Origin of the sequence: Brucella sp. MAB-22, from assembly GCF_025908475.1 — a bacterium.
Taxonomy (GTDB): Bacteria; Pseudomonadota; Alphaproteobacteria; order Rhizobiales; family Rhizobiaceae; genus Brucella; species Brucella anthropi.
Map to the genome: position 1 here is coordinate 1753317 of NZ_CP109782.1, position 16579 is coordinate 1769895.

Here is a 16579-nt window from a genome sequence, read left to right on the forward strand (position 1 = left end):
GAATGACGAAGGGGCCGAAAGGCCCCTTTTTCGTTTCTGTATTTCTCACAAAAAGAGGCGGCTTGGCAAAAAGCCAAAAAAAAAAAAAAAGCCAGACAAATGTCTGGCTTTGAGTTTTGAAGGTGCCTTTGAGGCAAACCTCCAGAGGGGAACACTCAGCCTGCGCAAATGGGAGGAGGAAACGCAGCGCTGAGATGATCTTTATATGCCTGTTGCCCATTGTTTTTGCAATGCGACTTTAGCGCAATGCAGCTATGCATTTTACGCATGACTAGATTAAGCAAGAAACTTGTTTAAAAACAAAAGCTTACAGCAAATTGAATTACTTCGTAATATTATAATGTGCAAATTAGCCGCCTAAAGCATGAGCATCGACAAAACAACGATGCCTCCAAATTTGGCAAATCGCCCTTTCTGAGTCGCTCAAAGCAGATGTCATGTAACTGTCACGGCTATGCAGCGGGCCTGTCACACAACGCGCCTAAAAGCCCCGGCAAGACGCCGCGCATGACGCGCCTGGCGGATGTGCAGCGCGCGAAAAGTGCTGCGACAATAGACAGACCCGAGAAGGATCGTAGCCGTGCGGATCGTTCAAATTACAGATACCCACCTCAGCCCCATTAAGCCGCACTTCAATCGCAACTGGGAACCGCTCGTTGCCTGGATCGATCAGCAAAAGCCCGATCTCGTCATTCACACCGGTGACCTGACCGTCGATGGCGCAGACGTAGAGGCTGACCTTCTGTTCTGCCGCACCTGCCTGAACGAGCTTCCGGCGCGTGTTCTCAGTCTTCCAGGCAACCACGATATCGGCCATCTTCCCGAGAGCCACCAGCCGGTCAATCCGCAGCGCCTGATGCGCTGGCGTCGTCATATCGGTCCGGACCGCTGGGCGGAAAATTTCGGCAACTGGCGCATCATCGGCCTCAACAGTCTCGTCATCGGCTCCGGTGAAGCCGAAGAAGCAGAACAGTTCCAGTGGCTCGAAGACGAATTGAAGAACAGCGATGGCAAGCCCGTCGCCGTCTTCGCCCACAAGCCGCTCTTCGTGGACGATCCGGATGAAGGCGACAGCGGCTACTGGGGCATTCGCCCTGCCCCGCGCCAACGTCTTTATGATCTCTTCGCTCAGTATAATGTGCAGCTTCATGCCAGCGGCCACCTGCACCGGGCCTGGTCGGGCGACGCCTTCGGAACGAATTATGTCTGGGCGCCTGCCGCAGCCTTCATCGTCGGGTCGATGGAACGCGATCTCCCCGGCGAACGCATCCTCGGAGCCGCCATTCACGATCTCGATGAAGTCGCCACAAGCAGCATCGTCCGCATCGATGAGCTGACGCCCTATGTCATCGATGACGTGGTGCATGAAGTCTATCCACACCACGCTGGCGACGGCGAGAAAGTCGCTGAGGAGGCAAGCCAGTGAGCACGCTCGTCCTTCGCGACATCGGCAAATCCTACGGGGGCAATCGCATTCTCGATGGCATTTCCATCGAAGCAGCAGAAGGCGAATTCATCGCCCTCGTCGGCCCGTCGGGCTGCGGAAAGAGCACCTTACTGCGCATTCTGGCCGGTCTCGACCATGCGGATGAAGGAAGCGTGGAGTTGGCAGGACGTAACATAACCGGCGCCCACCCTGCCGACCGCAACATCGCCATGGTGTTCCAGTCCTACGCGCTCTATCCCCACCTGACGACAGCGCAGAACATCGCGGTGCCGCTTGCAATGCGTGATCTGACCGCCATGGAACGCCTGCCAATGATCGGCGCTTTCATTCCCGGCCAGCGCAGGAAGCGCGCCGCCATCCAGAAGCAGGTCAAGGCAACCGCAACAAGCCTCAAGATCGACCATCTGCTCGACCGCAAGCCGGGCCAGATGTCCGGCGGCCAGCGCCAGCGCGTGGCCCTTGCCCGCGCGCTCGTCCGCCAGCCCGGTGCATTCCTGATGGATGAACCGTTGTCGAACCTCGATGCCAATCTGCGTGTTCACACCCGTGCGGAAATCGTCGAATTGCATCGCCGCGCCGGTGTCCCGACTATCTATGTGACCCACGACCAGGCCGAAGCGCTCAGCATGGCCGACCGCGTTGCAGTGATGATGGGCGGAAAACTGCTGCAGATCGACACGCCAACCGCAATCTATAACGATCCGCGCCATATCGAGGTCGCACAGTTCATCGGCACGCCGCGCATCAATATTCTGGAAGCATTGGTCAGCGACAACGGCATGGTGCATTTTGCCGGTCGCCCCATCCTGCAGGACGTCGCCGCCCATTCCGGTACCAATATCCGCATCGGCATTCGTCCTGAGCATTTTCAGCTCAAGCCTCATGACAAGACAGGCATTGCGGGCACGGTATCGCGGATCGAATTTCTCGGCTCGGAAGTACTGGTCTATCTCAAGGCTCCCGGCGCCTCACAAGATTTCACTGTGAAGCTCACACCCGAACAAGCCCGTGACATTGTCGTCGGCCTGCCGGTGGGCCTGCATTTCGATGCCAGCCACGCCCACCTCTTCGGAGAAGATGGTTTGCGCCTGCGCCAGCCCGCCGGGAACATCGTCAAACCTGCATCGCCGGCAAAGGCTGCCGCTCATGTCTGATTTTACGCTATCCGGCCCTGCGGCCACCAGCGCGCGCACGGCGGCTGATGAAGCCCGCCGCCGCGAAGAACGGCTGGCCTGGAAACTCGCAGCTCCGGCCATCATTCTGACGGGGCTGCTGATCCTCCTGCCGACAGCCGCCGTCATTTTCTGGAGCCTGACCAATTTCGAGCTTGGCTATGACGGTTTCGAATTCATCGGACTGGAAAACTACGCCGAACTCTTCAGCGACCGGACGTTTCTGGTCTCGCTGAAGAACACCGCCATCTATACCGCGATCGTGGCACCGGCCTCCGTCTTTCTAGGCCTCGGCGTGGCCCTCCTCATCGAAGGTGAAGTTCGCGGCAAATCCTTCTTCCGCACGGTCTATTTCCTGCCGGTCGCTTCGCTCCTCGTCGCCATGGCAACCGTCTGGCAATATCTGCTGCATCCGACACTCGGCCCCGTCAATGCCATGCTGGGCATGATCGGTATTGCCGGTCCCAATTGGCTTGGTTCCAGTGACACGGTTCTGACCAGCCTTGCGATGATCGGCGTATGGCAGAGCGTCGGCTTCAACATGGTGCTGTTTCTGGCCGGACTCACCGCCATTCCGCGAGAACTCTATTCCGCAGCCGAAGTGGACGGCGTGAAAAACAGCTGGGAACGCTTCCGGCTGGTCACGTGGCCCCTGCTCGGACCCACCACGCTTTTCGTCACGACGATCAGCATCATCAATGCCGTGAAGGTGTTTGAGACGGTCAAGACGCTGACCGAAGGCGGCCCGAACAAGGCATCGGAAGTCCTGCTCTGGACCATCTATCAGGAAGGCTTCGTCTATCTGCGCGTCGGCTATGCCTCGGCAATGACGGTGATCTTTCTCGCGGTTCTCGTGATCCTGATGATGTTGCAGTTCCGCGTGCTGGACCGTCGCACCCATTACTAGAGCATGCCTCCCAAAAGCGAGGCCCGGTTTTGGGATAAAGACATGCGTAAAAACAAGTAGTTAGAGCGGCTACCAAGATCCCGTTTTAACTAGACCACTCTGAGGAAACCAGCATGTCTTTCACCCGTTCGCTTCGCCTCGGCATTCTTTCACTGGGTGCCCTGCTTTTCGTCGCGCCCTACATCTTCATGCTGTCGACGGCGGCAAAGTCGCAGCAGGATATTTTCTCGTCCTCCCTGTCGCTGATCCCGCACAACTGGGCGCTCTGGGATAATCTTGCCAAGGCATTCAGCCGTGTGCCGATGGGGCTTTTGCTGTTTAACGGCGTAGTCGTCTGCGCGCTCATTCTGGTCATTCAGGTCGTGGTCGCCATTCCCTGCGCCTATGCCATGGCAAAGCTCAATTTCCGCGGCCAGCGTACTATGATGATGATGGTCATGCTCGGCCTGCTCGTGCCGATCCATGCCACCGCATTGCCCTTCTATGTCGGCTTCAATCAGCTCGGCGTGCTCAACAGCTATTTTGCTCTCAGTGCTCCGTTCTTCATCTCGGTCTTCGGCATATTCCTGTTTCTGCAGTTCTTCCGCGCCATGCCGGATGATCTCATCAGCGCCGCGCGTCTCGACGGCATGTCAGAGGCGGGCATCGTCATGCGGGTGATTGTACCCAATGCCTGGCCCGCCATCACCGCCTTCTCGATCTTCTCGGTGGTTGCGCACTGGAACGATCTGTTCTGGCCGCTGATCGTTATCAACGGCATGGAGCGCGCCACACCACCATTGGGCCTCCTCTATTTCCGCGCTGCGGAAGCAGGCGACGATTATGGGGCGTTGATGGCGGCAACCCTCATCATCACGCTGCCGCTGCTGCTTGCTTTTCTTGCCGCCCAACGCCGCTTCATCGAAGGCATCACCCTCACCGGCCTCAAGGGCTGAATTCTTCCCTCCCATCCTCCACAGGAGTTCAAACATGAAACGCTTTTCCAGTGCACTCGCCGCTCTGGCAATGGCAACAGGTCTCGGCTCGCCCGCCTTTGCCGAAACGACGCTGAATGTGCACTATCCGATGCCAGGCTTTTTCAAGGATGTCATGGCTGACATCTCTGGAAAGTTCATGGCAGAAAATCCGGACATCAAGATCAACTTCGTCAGCCCCTCGGCAACCTACGAAGAAGGCATCCAGACGATCATGCGTCAGGCCGGAACGTCGGAAATGCCGGATATCACCTTCACCGGGTTGAACCGCCTGCGCGTATTGGCCGAGCGCAATATCGGCGTCGACATGAAGCCGCTGGTCGAAAAAGAAACCGACATGGAAGCACAGGGCTTCACTGATCACCTGCTGAGCCTCGCCCGCGTTGGCGACCGTCAGGTTGGTCTTGCTTTCGCGACCTCAAACCCGATCATGTATTACAATGCTGATCTCCTGAAGGCAGCAGGCGGCAATCCCGACACGCCTCCAACCACCTGGGACGAAGTGATCGAGCTCGGCGGCAAGATCAAGGCGCTTGGCAACGGCAATGAAGGCATTGATTTCCGCTGGCAGGGTGACGACTGGATGTTCTCGGCGCTTCTGTTCGGCGCAGGCGGCACCATGCTGACCGAAGACGAGAAGAAGGTCGCCTTCGATGGACCGGAAGGGCTCGAAGCCTTCAAGCTGGTCGACCGCATGGTGAAGGAAGGCGGCATGCCGGTTCTGACCAAGGCAGCGGGTGAGCAGGCTTTCGCGGCTGGCAAAGTCGGCTTCTCGTTCCAGACGACTGGCGCGCTGCGCAACACGATCAAGAATGTCGGCGACAAGTTCGATCTGCGCACTGCCAAAATTCCTCTTATCAATGCTGAAAAGGGTCACCTGCCAACCGGTGGCAACGCAGTCGTCATCCTGACCGAAGATCAGGCCAAGCAGGATGCGGCATGGAAATTCGCCAAGTTCGCTGCCGGCCCTTACGGCGCTTCCGTCGTCGTTCCCGGCACCGGCTATGTGCCGAACAACGAATTGGCTGCAAAGTCCGACGAATATCTCGGCAAATTCTACGCGGAAAATCCGCTGTTCAAGGCCGGTCTCAGCCAGATGTCACTGATGATCCCGTGGTATGCCTTCCCGGGTTCGAACGGCGTGAAGGTGACGCAAACCATCGTGGACAATCTTTCGCGCGTCGTCGAGCAATCCGCCACGCCGGAAGACGCCCTTGCCGATGCATCCAAGGAAGTGCAGCGCCTGCTGCCACGCAAGTAACCAGCCACGCCATAAGCAAAAAGGCCGCGCTGGCGATCAGCGCGGCCTTTTCTATGAACAGTAAGATACGATCAATAGGTCCAGTTGCGGGCCTTCGAGAACAGGAAGTCGCGGAAAGCGTGCAGTTTCGCGGAGTTCTTCAAGGCTTCCGGATAACAGAAGAACGTATCAAAGGACGGTATTTCTTCCAGTTCCGGTAGAAGCTGCACCAGCCCGGATTCCTTGTCGGCCATATAGTCAGGCAGAACGGCGATGCCAACGCCACGCTGCACAGCGCGACGGATCGACAGCAGATTGTTCACCTGCAACGCCGGAATGCGTGTACTGCCATCGGCGCGCCCGGCAATCTCCAGCCAGTTCAGGCCTGTCAGATAGCTTGGCGCCGGTTCACCGAAAGTCACGACACGATGCTGATCAATCTCATCGATCGAATTCAACTTGCCATATTTCGAAACATAACCAGCCGACGCATAGACATGCATATGCACTGTGAACAGCCGGCGCTGGATCAGGTCTGGCTGCTGCGGCTGCCGCAACCGGATGGCACAATCCGCATGACGCATCGTCAGGTCCAGTTCCTCATTGTCGAGGATCAGCTGCAGCTGGATATCGGGATAAAGCTCGACGAATTCCTGAATCCGCTCGATCAGCCAGCCGGAGCCAAGACCAACAGTCGTCGTCACGCGAAGACGACCCGTCGGCTTTTCCTTGCTCTCGGCAAGCTTCGAGCGAACATTCTCAAGCTTCATCAGCACGTCATGTGCAGTGCGATAAAGCGTTTCGCCCTGCTCGGTCAGGATCAAACCGCGTGCATGACGATGAAACAGCGGGACGCCGACATCCTGCTCCAGCGCGCTCACCTGACGCGAGATAGCCGATTGCGACAGATGCAATGTCTGGGCTGCGTGGGTGAACGACCCAGCCTCAGCCGCAGCATGAAAAATGCGCAGTTTATCCCAGTCGAGCGGAGCGACCACGATTATCCCCTCTCATTGTTTTCACCGCATTCACCTTACGCAAAACCGCCTCACACTTCTGGCTTGGAAATGCTTTACTCCGCAGCTTCGTGCAGCGGTTCCTGTGCGGCAAGCCAGCGCTCGGCTTCCAGAGCAGCCATGCAACCCAAACCGGCGGCAGTCACAGCCTGCCTATAAATATCGTCCGTGACGTCGCCCGCAGCGAAAATGCCCGGAACGTCGGTAGCCGTCGAATCAGGTGCAGTCCACAGATAGCCGTTCGGCTTCTGCTTGAGCTTGCCCTCGAACAAAGAAACCGCAGGTGCGTGGCCGATAGCGACAAAAACACCGTGCGTGTCGAGTTCCTGCGCCTCGCCCGTCACCACGTTCTTGAGGCGTACGCCGGTCACAGTTGCGCCCATCGGCGGCTTTGCCTCGGTGCCAAGGATTTCGTCGATCACACTGTTCCAGACCACCGAGACGTTCTGGCGCGAAAGCAGGCGATCCTGCATGATCTTCTCTGCACGGAAGCCATCGCGGCGATGCACGACCGTCACGCTCTTGGCGATATGGGAAAGATAAAGCGCTTCCTCAACAGCGGTATTGCCGCCGCCGACAACGACCACATCCTTGCCGCGATAGAAGAAACCGTCACAGGTCGCGCAAGCAGAAACGCCACCGCCCATGAAGGTCTGCTCGCTGTCGAGGCCAAGCCACTTGGCCTGCGCACCCGTCGCGATGATCAAAGCATCGCAGGTATAGATCGTGCCGGAATCACCCTTCAGGCGGAAAGGGCGCACCGCGGTTTCAACCTCGGTAATAATGTCATGGACGATTTCGGAGCCGACATTTTCCGCTTGCTTTGCCATCTGTTCCATCATCCATGGCCCCTGCACCGGATCGGCGTAGCCCGGATAATTTTCCACATCGGTGGTGATCATCAGCTGACCACCCTGCTGGAGACCGGCAATGATGAGTGGTTTCAGCATGGCGCGAGCAGCATAAATCGCAGCGGTATAACCAGCAGGACCTGAGCCGATGACTATGACTGGCGCGTGACGCTGTGACATGAAGTTCTCTCCGGTCCCGGAACGTCTTGATCTGATTGATCCAGATCAGCGCTCCACATGTTTGTTTTCACATGTACCTTGTCCAAAATGTTCCACACTTTGGGGGGTACTCTAAAATCGATTTAAAGCGACGGGTTCCGGCTCACCAGAATCGCTTTCGCGCCTGTTTGGCCAATGCCCCGACATTATGGCCAAGGTAGGTCTGCCCCTCAATGTTTGCAAGGTTCCACAGGGATTTGCTGTGCTTTAGCCACAGCTTGTGACCTTTAAGCAAAGCCTTTGACAGCCAGCGCATTGCGGGTGGATCGATCTCACGCTAAACAAGGGAAAATTTGCCTAACCTCGGAGCCGTCCGCCATTTATAAGACAGTCGCCAATATCTGTGCGCGTTTCGGCCTCCTCATGGCGGTAGCCATGCTTCTGCCTGCGGCAATCGACCTGCGCGACGGAAGTGACGACTGGCTGATCTTCGTGCGTTCAGCTGCGGCAACCGGCGCGCTCTCTGCCTTGATTCTGCTGGCCACCCAGAACCAGACGATGCGCTTCACCCCGCGCCTTGGCTTTCTGCTGACGGCGTGCCTCTGGCTGACAGCGAGTTTTCTGGGTTCGATACCGCTTTATTTCTCGCATTTGCCGATCAGCTATGCGACGGCCTTCTTCGAGGCCATGTCGGGCGTCACGTCAACCGGCGCGACCGCGCTGACCGGGCTCGACAACATGCAGCGTGGCATTCTCCTGTGGCGCTCGCTTCTCTGCTGGATCGGGGGTATCGGCTTTATCGGCTTGGCTCTGCTGATGCTGCCGTCCCTGCGGGCGGGCGGGTTGGCGCTCTTCCATATGGAGAATTCCGACAAGTCGGAAAAAATTCTCCCGCGCATGAACCAGATCGCGCTCGGCATCGTGCTGGCCTATCTCAGCCTGACCGCCGCCTGCATCATTGCTTATTTTGCCGTCGGCATGAGCATGTTCGACGCCATCAACCACGGCTTCACGACGATTGCGACAGCAGGCTTTTCCACTCACGACAGCTCCATCGGCTTCTATCAGGGAAACCGCCCGCTCCTGGTCGTGTCCACGATCTTCATGGCCCTCTCGGCCCTGCCCTTCGTGCTCTATATCAAGGCCTTCATGCCACGCCGCATGGAATCGCTTGTCGACCCGCAGGTGAAACTGTTCTTCACGATCGCAATCAGCTTCAGCTTTGCACTCGCGGTGGTTCTGCGACTTGGGTCCGATGTGCCTTTCGGCGACGCGCTGATCTCGGCCTCTTTTCATTTTGTCTCGGTCATGACGACAACAGGCTATGCCACGGAAGACTATTTCCTGTGGGGACCACCCGCGATTGGAATTTTCTTTCTCGCTTCATTTCTGGGTGGCTGCGCCGGTTCGACGTCGGGCGGCATCAAGATGAACCGCCTCATCATCCTTTGGAGCCTGACGCGCGCCAATCTTGCCCGGCTCATCATGCCGCATGCTGTCATCAAGATCCGCTACGGCAGCTCGGAAGTTTCCGGCGAAATCGCACAGAACGTGCTTCTCTACCTGTTCCTCTACTGCGCCTCGCTGATTATAGGCGCGGTGCTGCTTGCTTCACTGGGCCTCGACTTCGTGTCGGCCTTCACCGGCGCGTTGACCGCGCTCTCCAATATCGGCCCCGGCTTTGGCGACACCATTGGCCCCGTCGGCAACTTTTCCACCATTCACGACCCGGCATTGTGGGTCCTTTCCTTCCTGATGCTGGCAGGGCGTCTGGAGCTCGTTACCGTGTATATCCTGTTCACTCGCACTTTTTGGGTGCGTTGACAGAACGTTAGGCAGTTTACATCCGCCCGTTTCATTTGATATGAGCAGGATTAGATTGCGCCACGATGGCGACGAATGTTCTATAATTACCCCGGAATGAAATTTCCTTGCGCGCGGAGTTACGCATGCCGATCAAGGCCGATCTGGATGAAATCGATTGGAAAATCCTTCGGGAGCTCCAGAATAACGGGCGCATCACCAATGTCGAGCTGGCCGAACGCGTCGGTATTTCGGCTCCGCCCTGCCTGCGCCGTGTGCGCAAGTTGGAAGAAAGCGGCGTTATCCGGGGCTATCGGGCCATTCTGAATGGCAATTCCCTTGGACAGGATTTGGTTGCTTTCTGTTCGGTTGGCCTCCATCGCCAGGCCGATGCCGACCTCAAGGCTTTTGCCGAGAAATCCAAGCAGTGGCCTCTGGTACGCCGCGCCTGGATGGTTTCGGGCGAGTCCGATTTCCTGCTCCATTGCGTCGCGCGCGATCTCAACACGTTCCAGACCTTCGTGATCGAGGAACTGACCGCCGCTCCCAATGTGGATTCCGTGCGCACCGCACTGACCATTCGTCCGGTCAAGGACGAACCGCTGATGATTCTCTGATATTTCGACGGTTTGCGCCGGGAATTATACCAGGTCTGGATGAGCTTGCCTTATCAAGACCTAGTTAAGCCCGTGCGGCAATTGAGCATTTTCAGGGCGTGATGCGTCAGCATCGCAGCGCCCTGTCATTACTTGTTACTTCCCGGCGAATACGCGCTCGTAGACAGCGCTGATGGCAGCTGCTTCCTTTTCGAGCGGAAAAGTCGCGCGAACATGCCTGAGAGCATTCTCGCCATCGCGTTCCGCCAGAGCCGGATCTGCCAGATAAGGTTCGATAGCCTTGCGCAGGGCATCTCCGTCACCGGCCGCAACCGATGTTCCGGTGCCTTCCACGATCATTTCCGCATAGGCACCCGCATCGCTGGCAACGACTGCCGTTTGCGACGCCATGGCTTCAAGCGGTGTCAGCCCGAAACCTTCATTGCGCGAAGGCGCAACATAAAGCGTCAGGCGGCGATACCAGACGCGGATATCCGGCACTTCCCCCAGAATGAGGATACGGTCCTGCAAACCGGCAGCGGCGATCTTCGCCTTCAGCGCATCCTCGAAAGACTGGTGTTCTGCAGTCGTGCGTCCGGTGATAATGGCCGTCCAGTCCGGATATTGCGGCAACAGCGCAATCATCGCATCGACGAAAAGGTCTGTTCCCTTGGAGGAACGCACGCGACCGAAGCAACCGACAGCATATTTTCCGGGCAGGCCCGACGCCGCGAAACTGTCCTCATCGCCGACAGGCGGATGGAAGCGCTGCAGATCCACCCCATGCATGATGACCTGATGCGGGACTTCGAGAAAGCTTCCCGAGCGACCACTCGTTGCAATCACCGCATTCATGCGGCGGATGAGCCATTTGGTAAAAGGCTTGTGGTCTCGCTGTGCAGCCGAGGTAAAGATCAGCCTCAGTTTCATGCGCAGCACATCGCGCATGAAAATACCGGCGAGCATTTCAATATTGCGCCGCGCATGCCAGATGCGGAACGGTTTCGTCGCTGGCTTTGACCAGAAGGACCAAAGAGCGCTCCATCCCAGATGCGGAAGCGTATCCGGCAGGCCCGGCCCCATCGTCGCAATGTTCAACCCCTTTGCGCGCTGCAAGGGGATCAGCTGAACGATTGTCGATGTGACACCGGAGAGGCGGCGCTTGAAATTCGGCGCCACTACCTCGACGTCCTGAACCCGAACCGGTCCGGAATCTGGCTTATGCACGGACACGGAAATCAGACGAACTTCAAACCGACGATTTCGTAGGAACGCGAACCGCCCGGTGCGTTGACTTCAATCGTATCGCCTTCGCCCTTGCCGATCAGCGCACGCGCAATCGGCGATGAAATGGAGATGCGGCCTTCCTTCACATCGGCTTCCTGATCGCCAACGATCTGGTAGACCTTCTCTTCTTCCGTATCCTCGTCGATCATGGTGACGGTGGCACCGAACTTGATGCGGTCACCCGACAGCTTCGAGACATCGATAATCTCGGCGCGCGCGACCAGATCTTCCAGTTCGTTGATACGACCTTCATTCAGGCTCTGGGCTTCTTTCGCAGCATGATATTCGGCGTTTTCCGACAGATCGCCATGCGCACGTGCTTCGGCGATCGCCTCAATAATCCGAGGGCGCTCCGATTGCTGACGCCAGCGCAGCTCTTCCTTGAGCTTTTCGAAACCGCCAGGGGTCATAGGGAACTTTTCCATACCCAGTCCTTTCCTTCGTCCGGTACTCACCTCTCCCCGAGGTCCTGCACGCACCGGCATCTTGATTTGCCCGCCTCACCTCGCGCAATGCTTGGATAGTGCGAGGCGCTTTTCGAAGGCCAACCAGCCTCCGACACACAAAAAGAAAACGGTCACCGAAACATCCGCCTCGGAACCGTTCGAATAGCCGTTCACAGAACTATAGCATTTCCATCAACCATTTCACGCGGAAAAATATATCTCTGTCAACTGTGCCCTTAAGCGGCACCTATTGCGCGTTAACCGGCCAGCTCGCGGGCCACTTCTCCGGGCCTCCGGCATAATTGCCATCGCAATCGCCTTTTGAACGTTCCTGCACCAGAACGAAACGCACCCGGCCCTCGCCGCTGTCAGTAGCTTTCCAGACATCGTAAATGCCGCAATCTCCAAGCCCTCTCCCCTTGAAGAAGGCCGCCAGCGTCAAGGTTTTCTGGGTCCAGTCGATGTTCCATGCCGTGTCGGTCACAGTCGGGCCATCGTCGGAAATGGTCGGTAGCGAGATCGGCACAGTCTTGTTTTCGTAGCGGCTGTAGAAGGCATAAGGCTGATTGTAGGCGCCCGGCGATCCGCATGGCAGGCCGATAAGATCGAGGCCATCGGCAATCTTCGTCTCGAAACCGCCTGCATTGCGGAACGTGCCGGGGCTTGCCCCGCCACAGACCGCCGCCTCGTCGGAAAAATCCTTGCGGATGTCAGCCGGTATCTGCTCGATCGTTTCGATCAGCTTGAGCTGTGGCGGAACAGGCGCCGGTTTGCTGCCCTTGACCTGCAATGCCTCGACAGTTCCGTCGCGCGATTGCTGTTCGTCCACATAGATCAGCCCGCCGACAAGGCCCGAAAGCGAATAGGTCGAGGTCTTTCCGGCAAATTTCAGTTGCAGTTTCTGACCGTTCTTCATCCCGTCGAGCGCCTTGACCACATCGCCCGTATAATCCAGCTGATCGTCCTGCGCCTTCAAAGCCGAGACATCGACATCGAGCAGTGTTTGACCGTCGATGGAAATCTCCAACTTGCCAGTTTTCTGTGATGGATCGACATAGGAAAGCCGGAGTAGCGGCTTCGAGCCTGACTGGCTGCTGCGAAAGATGCCAAGCCCCGGCGCGCCATCGCTTGCGACCGGCGTAAGGGTCAAAGTGCAGTTTTGCGCGAAATCGCACAGAACCAGCGTGTCGCGAACCTTCTTGAAAGCAGCCTGCGATTCCCCACCCGCCAGAAACAGCATCGTTGTGGCAATCGATGCCACAACAGCGGATTGACGATTTAAAGAGAGCATAAAACACTCCGTCGGTAAGAAATCGCTCTAATTATAATCAGACTATGCATGAATGTCGCAGAATCGGAAGTTCCCTTGCCGCCTGCCCATAATATTGCCTATAGCATGACGACCGGGAAAGGCTGAAAAGCGTCCGGTTTCTCTTTCTGCAATGACATATCCCGAACCGAGGTAATGATGACGCGCGTACAGGCCAATATGCTGCTGCTTCTGGCAGGCGTCATCTGGGGCATGGGTTTCGTCGCCCAATCGACGGCAATGGCCAGTATCGGCCCGTTTCTGTTCATCGGTATCCGCTCGGCAATCGCCGCCCTTACTGTCCTGCCATGGGCCGTAGCCGAGGGCCGTCGGGCAAGGACCAGCCTGAGCCGCTCGAACTATCTCTTCTTCATGTTCATCGGACTGAGCCTGTTCACCGGGCTTGTTCTCCAGCAGATCGGGCTCATCACCACATCCGTCACCAATGCCGGTTTTCTGACCGGGCTCTATGTCGTCATGGTGCCAGTGCTTGGCGTCGTCCTGTTCCGCACTTGGCCGCATCCTGTCGTCTGGCCGAGTGCGGCGGCATGTCTGGCAGGCATATTCCTGCTTTCCGGCGGAACGTTGACTGCGCTCAAGCAAGGTGACTGGCTGGTCATTTGCGGCGCGGTCTTCTGGGCCTTGCAGGTGGTCCTGATCAGCAGGGCAAACCGTGCAGGACGGCCGATAACACTGAGCTGCATCCAGTTCGCAACCAGCGCCTTCGCAGGCCTTGCGATCGCCTCCATGATCGAAGACTTCAACTGGACGGCCATCGCACTCACCTGGAAGGAAATTCTTTTCACCGGCGTCTTCTCGTCCGGCATTGCCTTCACCTTGCAGGCCATAGGACAGCGCTATACGACTTCCGCACAGGCCGCGATCTTCCTGTCGTCGGAAGCGCTTTTTGCGGCCCTGTTCGGCGCGCTCTTCCTCGGCGAGCGGGTGACCTTCATAGGCTTTATCGGCTGCGGACTGATCTTCGCCGCCATGATGGCGGTGGAACTCATTCCCATGTTCTGGAAACGCAAGTCGGCTCTTGTTCCTGAACCTGCCGAGTAAAGTGCGTCAGAGCCTGAATCAAAATGGTGATTTTCGAGTACCGGAGCGTAGTGTACTTTTGAGCATGGTCCAGAAAAGTTGCAGACTTTACGGATAAGACTATGCACCAGAGAAAGCTACATGAGCACCGGCACGCAGATAATTGCCATTTGCAGCCACACAGGACGACTTTTGGAACAGGCTCTACCCCTTGAAAATAAGAGCTGCCCCACCTGCTATGAACGCAAAGCCCAGCAGATGGTGCCAGGTGAAGGCTTCCTTGAGATAGAACACCGAGAACAGGCTGAAGATCACCAGCGTGATGACTTCCTGAATGGTCTTCAGCTGCGCCGCCGAATAGACCTCGTGCCCGATGCGGTTGGCCGGAACCGCGAGGCAATATTCGATCAGAGCGATGCCCCAGCTGATGAAAATGACGGTGACGAGTGGCGTGCTGGTGAATTTCAGATGCCCGTACCAGGCGAATGTCATGAAAACGTTCGAGCCGATGAGAAGCAGGATCGGCAGGACGCTTGGCGAAATCAGTGCTGACATGGAAATGACTTCAGGGACCGGGAGGATGTTGTCGGCGGCATGGCCCGAAACCGCTGCATGGTGATAGAACAAAGGCGGCATTTTGCCAATCCTGCACCCTGGAGCGCGTTTCACTCCGGCCGGTTTATACTCTGGCCGCTGCCCTGATTACGCCACAGCACTTAACGCGAGCGCTGACTCTTCCTTTACGCTTCCAAGCTAATATTCGTGGAACGCCATCGGTCTGGTCTCCTGAAGAAAAGGTATGGACATGAGTTCTGCGTTGTCCGCCACCGCTCCAGTCAGCCGCCAGCGCTCCCGGTTGCGAGGTCTGGCCCCATCCTTGTCCCTCGCCTTGCTGGCTATCATCGCCGGTTGTTCCGGTGAAAGCGCCCCGCGCCCGCAGGCCAGTGTCGGCAATTCCGACGTGATGGTTCCCGATGCACCGATTGCAAATGCTGCCCCGGTTGTAGACGCACCCGTCATGCAGGAGCCACAGCAAGAACGCATCGTCGGGCTTGCCGAGGAGGAAGAGAACCACGTCACGCAATCCACGCAGCAGAGCCAGCCGCAATATTCCGGCGACTATGGCTTCTCAGCCCCGATTCAAAATCCGGTAACAGCTGCCGAAAACATCTATACGATGTCCAATGCGGAAACCGCCTGCCGCACGCGCCTAAAACGGCTCGGCGTCGTCTTCAAGGAAAAGCCGCCGATCTATCGCAGCAGTTCCTGCCAGATCGCAAATCCCATCGAGGTGTCCGGCTTCAACAGCGGCGCCATCGCGTTCAAACCGGCGGCAACACTGAACTGTCAGGTGACCGAGGCCTTTGCCCGCTGGATCAAGGGCGACCTGCAACCTGCCTCGCGGATGCGCTATCTGTCCGGCGTGAGCACGATCTATAATGCCGGGGGCTATTCCTGCCGCACCATGAACAGCCGTCGCGGCGCGAAAATGTCGGAACATTCACGCGGCAACGCCATCGATGTCACCAAGATCGTGCTGAACAACGGCAAGAACATCATGGTGCGCAAGCCGGGCTTCTTCGCCTTCCGCGAAAAGGGCCTGCTCAACAGCGTTCGCTCCGATGCATGCGGCTATTTCTCGACAGTTCTCGGCCCCGGCTATAACCCGGAACATGCCGATCACTTCCATTTCGACCTGATGCAGCGCCGCAGCGGCTATCGCGCCTGCAAATAGAGCATTTCCAGTAAAAGTGCGAAGCGGTTTTGCGTAGGATAGTGCGTGAAAACAAATAGATAGAGCGGTTCCAACCACCGGTTTTAACCGGAACCGCTCTAAATAAGCCCGGCACAATGCCGGGCTTGACGATGCTTTATTCCTCCGCCGGCACCGGCGTCGGCTTGCCATTTTCATCCAGAGAAACCATGACGAATTCGCCATGGGTCACGAGATCCATCTGCTGGGTCAGGTAACGCTGTGCCCAGGCTTCCACCCGCAGCGTGATCGAGCTGCGCCCAACCCGCGTAATCTCGGTATAGACGCAGAGCGCGTCACCGATCTTCACCGGCTTGGCAAAGGACATTTCACGAACCGCTGCCGTCACCACGCGGCCCTTGGCGCGTTCTGCAGCACGAATGCCGGATGCGGAGTCCATCTGCGCCATCACCCAGCCGCCGAAAATATCGAACGCCGCATTCGCATCCTTGGGCATGGCCGGAACGCGCAATGTCAGCATGCCCTTCGGCGCATTATCAGTATTCATCGAAGTCGGTCCTTAAGTGCTTGAGAGAGTCGCCCTTTAATATGAGACAAGCCCGCCACGAAGAAAAGTA

16 protein-coding genes and 1 pseudogene are annotated in these 16579 nt (G+C 57.4%); 10 read left to right on the forward strand and 7 right to left on the reverse strand.

Going from position 1 to position 16579, the window contains the following annotated elements:
* The first annotated feature begins 2 nt into the window (after window positions 1-2).
* The 6 genes and pseudogenes from OHI65_RS17990 to OHI65_RS18015 all read left to right on the forward strand — a co-directional run bounded on the left by OHI65_RS17990 (window position 3) and on the right by OHI65_RS18015 (window position 5761).
* Window positions 3-198 (forward strand): annotated as a pseudogene (locus OHI65_RS17990) (hypothetical protein).
* 382 nt (window positions 199-580) lie between these two features.
* Window positions 581-1426 (forward strand): metallophosphoesterase family protein, encoded by an 846-nt coding sequence (locus tag OHI65_RS17995; protein WP_125300072.1) that lies wholly within the window; start codon window positions 581-583, stop codon window positions 1424-1426.
* Window positions 1423-2601, forward strand: coding sequence for an ABC transporter ATP-binding protein (locus tag OHI65_RS18000; protein WP_125300071.1), 1179 nt, complete (start codon window positions 1423-1425; stop codon window positions 2599-2601). The genes OHI65_RS17995 and OHI65_RS18000 overlap by 4 nt, the downstream gene beginning before the upstream one ends.
* A complete protein-coding gene (locus OHI65_RS18005) occupies window positions 2594-3526 on the forward strand; it encodes a carbohydrate ABC transporter permease (protein ID WP_125300070.1) in 933 nt (310 codons plus the stop codon). The genes OHI65_RS18000 and OHI65_RS18005 overlap by 8 nt, the downstream gene beginning before the upstream one ends.
* Before the next feature lie 113 nt (window positions 3527-3639).
* Window positions 3640-4461, forward strand: coding sequence for a carbohydrate ABC transporter permease (locus OHI65_RS18010; RefSeq protein ID WP_094513970.1), 822 nt, complete (start codon window positions 3640-3642; stop codon window positions 4459-4461).
* 34 nt (window positions 4462-4495) lie between these two features.
* Window positions 4496-5761 carry an ABC transporter substrate-binding protein gene (locus OHI65_RS18015; protein ID WP_012091688.1) on the forward strand — a complete coding sequence of 422 codons (1266 nt, stop codon included), beginning with the start codon at window positions 4496-4498 and terminating at the stop codon, window positions 5759-5761.
* A gap of 71 nt (window positions 5762-5832) precedes the next feature.
* On the opposite strand, the gene OHI65_RS18020 is transcribed toward OHI65_RS18015, so the two are convergent.
* Window positions 5833-6738, reverse strand: coding sequence for a LysR family transcriptional regulator (locus OHI65_RS18020; RefSeq protein ID WP_010659652.1), 906 nt, complete (start codon window positions 6736-6738; stop codon window positions 5833-5835).
* Between the two features lie 74 nt (window positions 6739-6812).
* Window positions 6813-7787 (reverse strand): thioredoxin-disulfide reductase, encoded by a 975-nt coding sequence (trxB, locus tag OHI65_RS18025; protein WP_125300069.1) that lies wholly within the window; start codon window positions 7785-7787, stop codon window positions 6813-6815.
* Between the two features lie 402 nt (window positions 7788-8189).
* On the opposite strand from trxB, the gene OHI65_RS18030 reads away from it, so the two are divergent.
* Both OHI65_RS18030 and OHI65_RS18035 read left to right on the forward strand, forming a co-directional pair.
* Complete coding sequence (locus tag OHI65_RS18030; RefSeq protein ID WP_029376059.1) at window positions 8190-9590, forward strand: TrkH family potassium uptake protein; 1401 nt, start codon at window positions 8190-8192, stop codon at window positions 9588-9590.
* A 125-nt stretch (window positions 9591-9715) separates the two neighbouring features.
* Entirely contained in the window at window positions 9716-10186 is a 471-nt protein-coding gene (locus tag OHI65_RS18035; RefSeq protein WP_010659649.1) for an Lrp/AsnC family transcriptional regulator, read from the forward strand.
* 135 nt (window positions 10187-10321) lie between these two features.
* Here OHI65_RS18035 and OHI65_RS18040 read toward each other — a convergent pair whose 3' ends face one another.
* From OHI65_RS18040 to OHI65_RS18050, 3 genes are all read right to left on the reverse strand, one after another.
* Window positions 10322-11392, reverse strand: a complete 1071-nt coding sequence (locus OHI65_RS18040; RefSeq protein ID WP_029929114.1) for a glycosyltransferase family 4 protein — start codon at window positions 11390-11392, stop codon at window positions 10322-10324.
* An 11-nt stretch (window positions 11393-11403) separates the two neighbouring features.
* Window positions 11404-11877 carry a transcription elongation factor GreA gene (gene greA / locus OHI65_RS18045; protein ID WP_010659647.1) on the reverse strand — a complete coding sequence of 158 codons (474 nt, stop codon included), beginning with the start codon at window positions 11875-11877 and terminating at the stop codon, window positions 11404-11406.
* A 268-nt stretch (window positions 11878-12145) separates the two neighbouring features.
* On the reverse strand, window positions 12146-13189 hold the full coding sequence (locus tag OHI65_RS18050) for a DUF1176 domain-containing protein (RefSeq protein WP_125300068.1): 1044 nt from the start codon (window positions 13187-13189) through the stop codon (window positions 12146-12148).
* Window positions 13190-13366: 177 nt separating this feature from the next.
* Here OHI65_RS18050 and OHI65_RS18055 point away from each other — a divergent pair, with 177 nt between their 5' ends.
* Window positions 13367-14269 carry a DMT family transporter gene (locus OHI65_RS18055; protein ID WP_012091682.1) on the forward strand — a complete coding sequence of 301 codons (903 nt, stop codon included), beginning with the start codon at window positions 13367-13369 and terminating at the stop codon, window positions 14267-14269.
* Window positions 14270-14452: 183 nt separating this feature from the next.
* Here OHI65_RS18055 and OHI65_RS18060 read toward each other — a convergent pair whose 3' ends face one another.
* Entirely contained in the window at window positions 14453-14803 is a 351-nt protein-coding gene (locus tag OHI65_RS18060; RefSeq protein WP_010659644.1) for a DMT family protein, read from the reverse strand.
* Window positions 14804-15053: 250 nt separating this feature from the next.
* Between OHI65_RS18060 and OHI65_RS18065 the strand changes: the two genes are divergently transcribed.
* Complete coding sequence (locus OHI65_RS18065; protein WP_125300067.1) at window positions 15054-15983, forward strand: extensin family protein; 930 nt, start codon at window positions 15054-15056, stop codon at window positions 15981-15983.
* Window positions 15984-16119: 136 nt separating this feature from the next.
* Here OHI65_RS18065 and OHI65_RS18070 read toward each other — a convergent pair whose 3' ends face one another.
* A complete protein-coding gene (locus OHI65_RS18070) occupies window positions 16120-16509 on the reverse strand; it encodes an acyl-CoA thioesterase (protein WP_125300066.1) in 390 nt (129 codons plus the stop codon).
* Window positions 16510-16579: the final 70 nt, after the last annotated feature.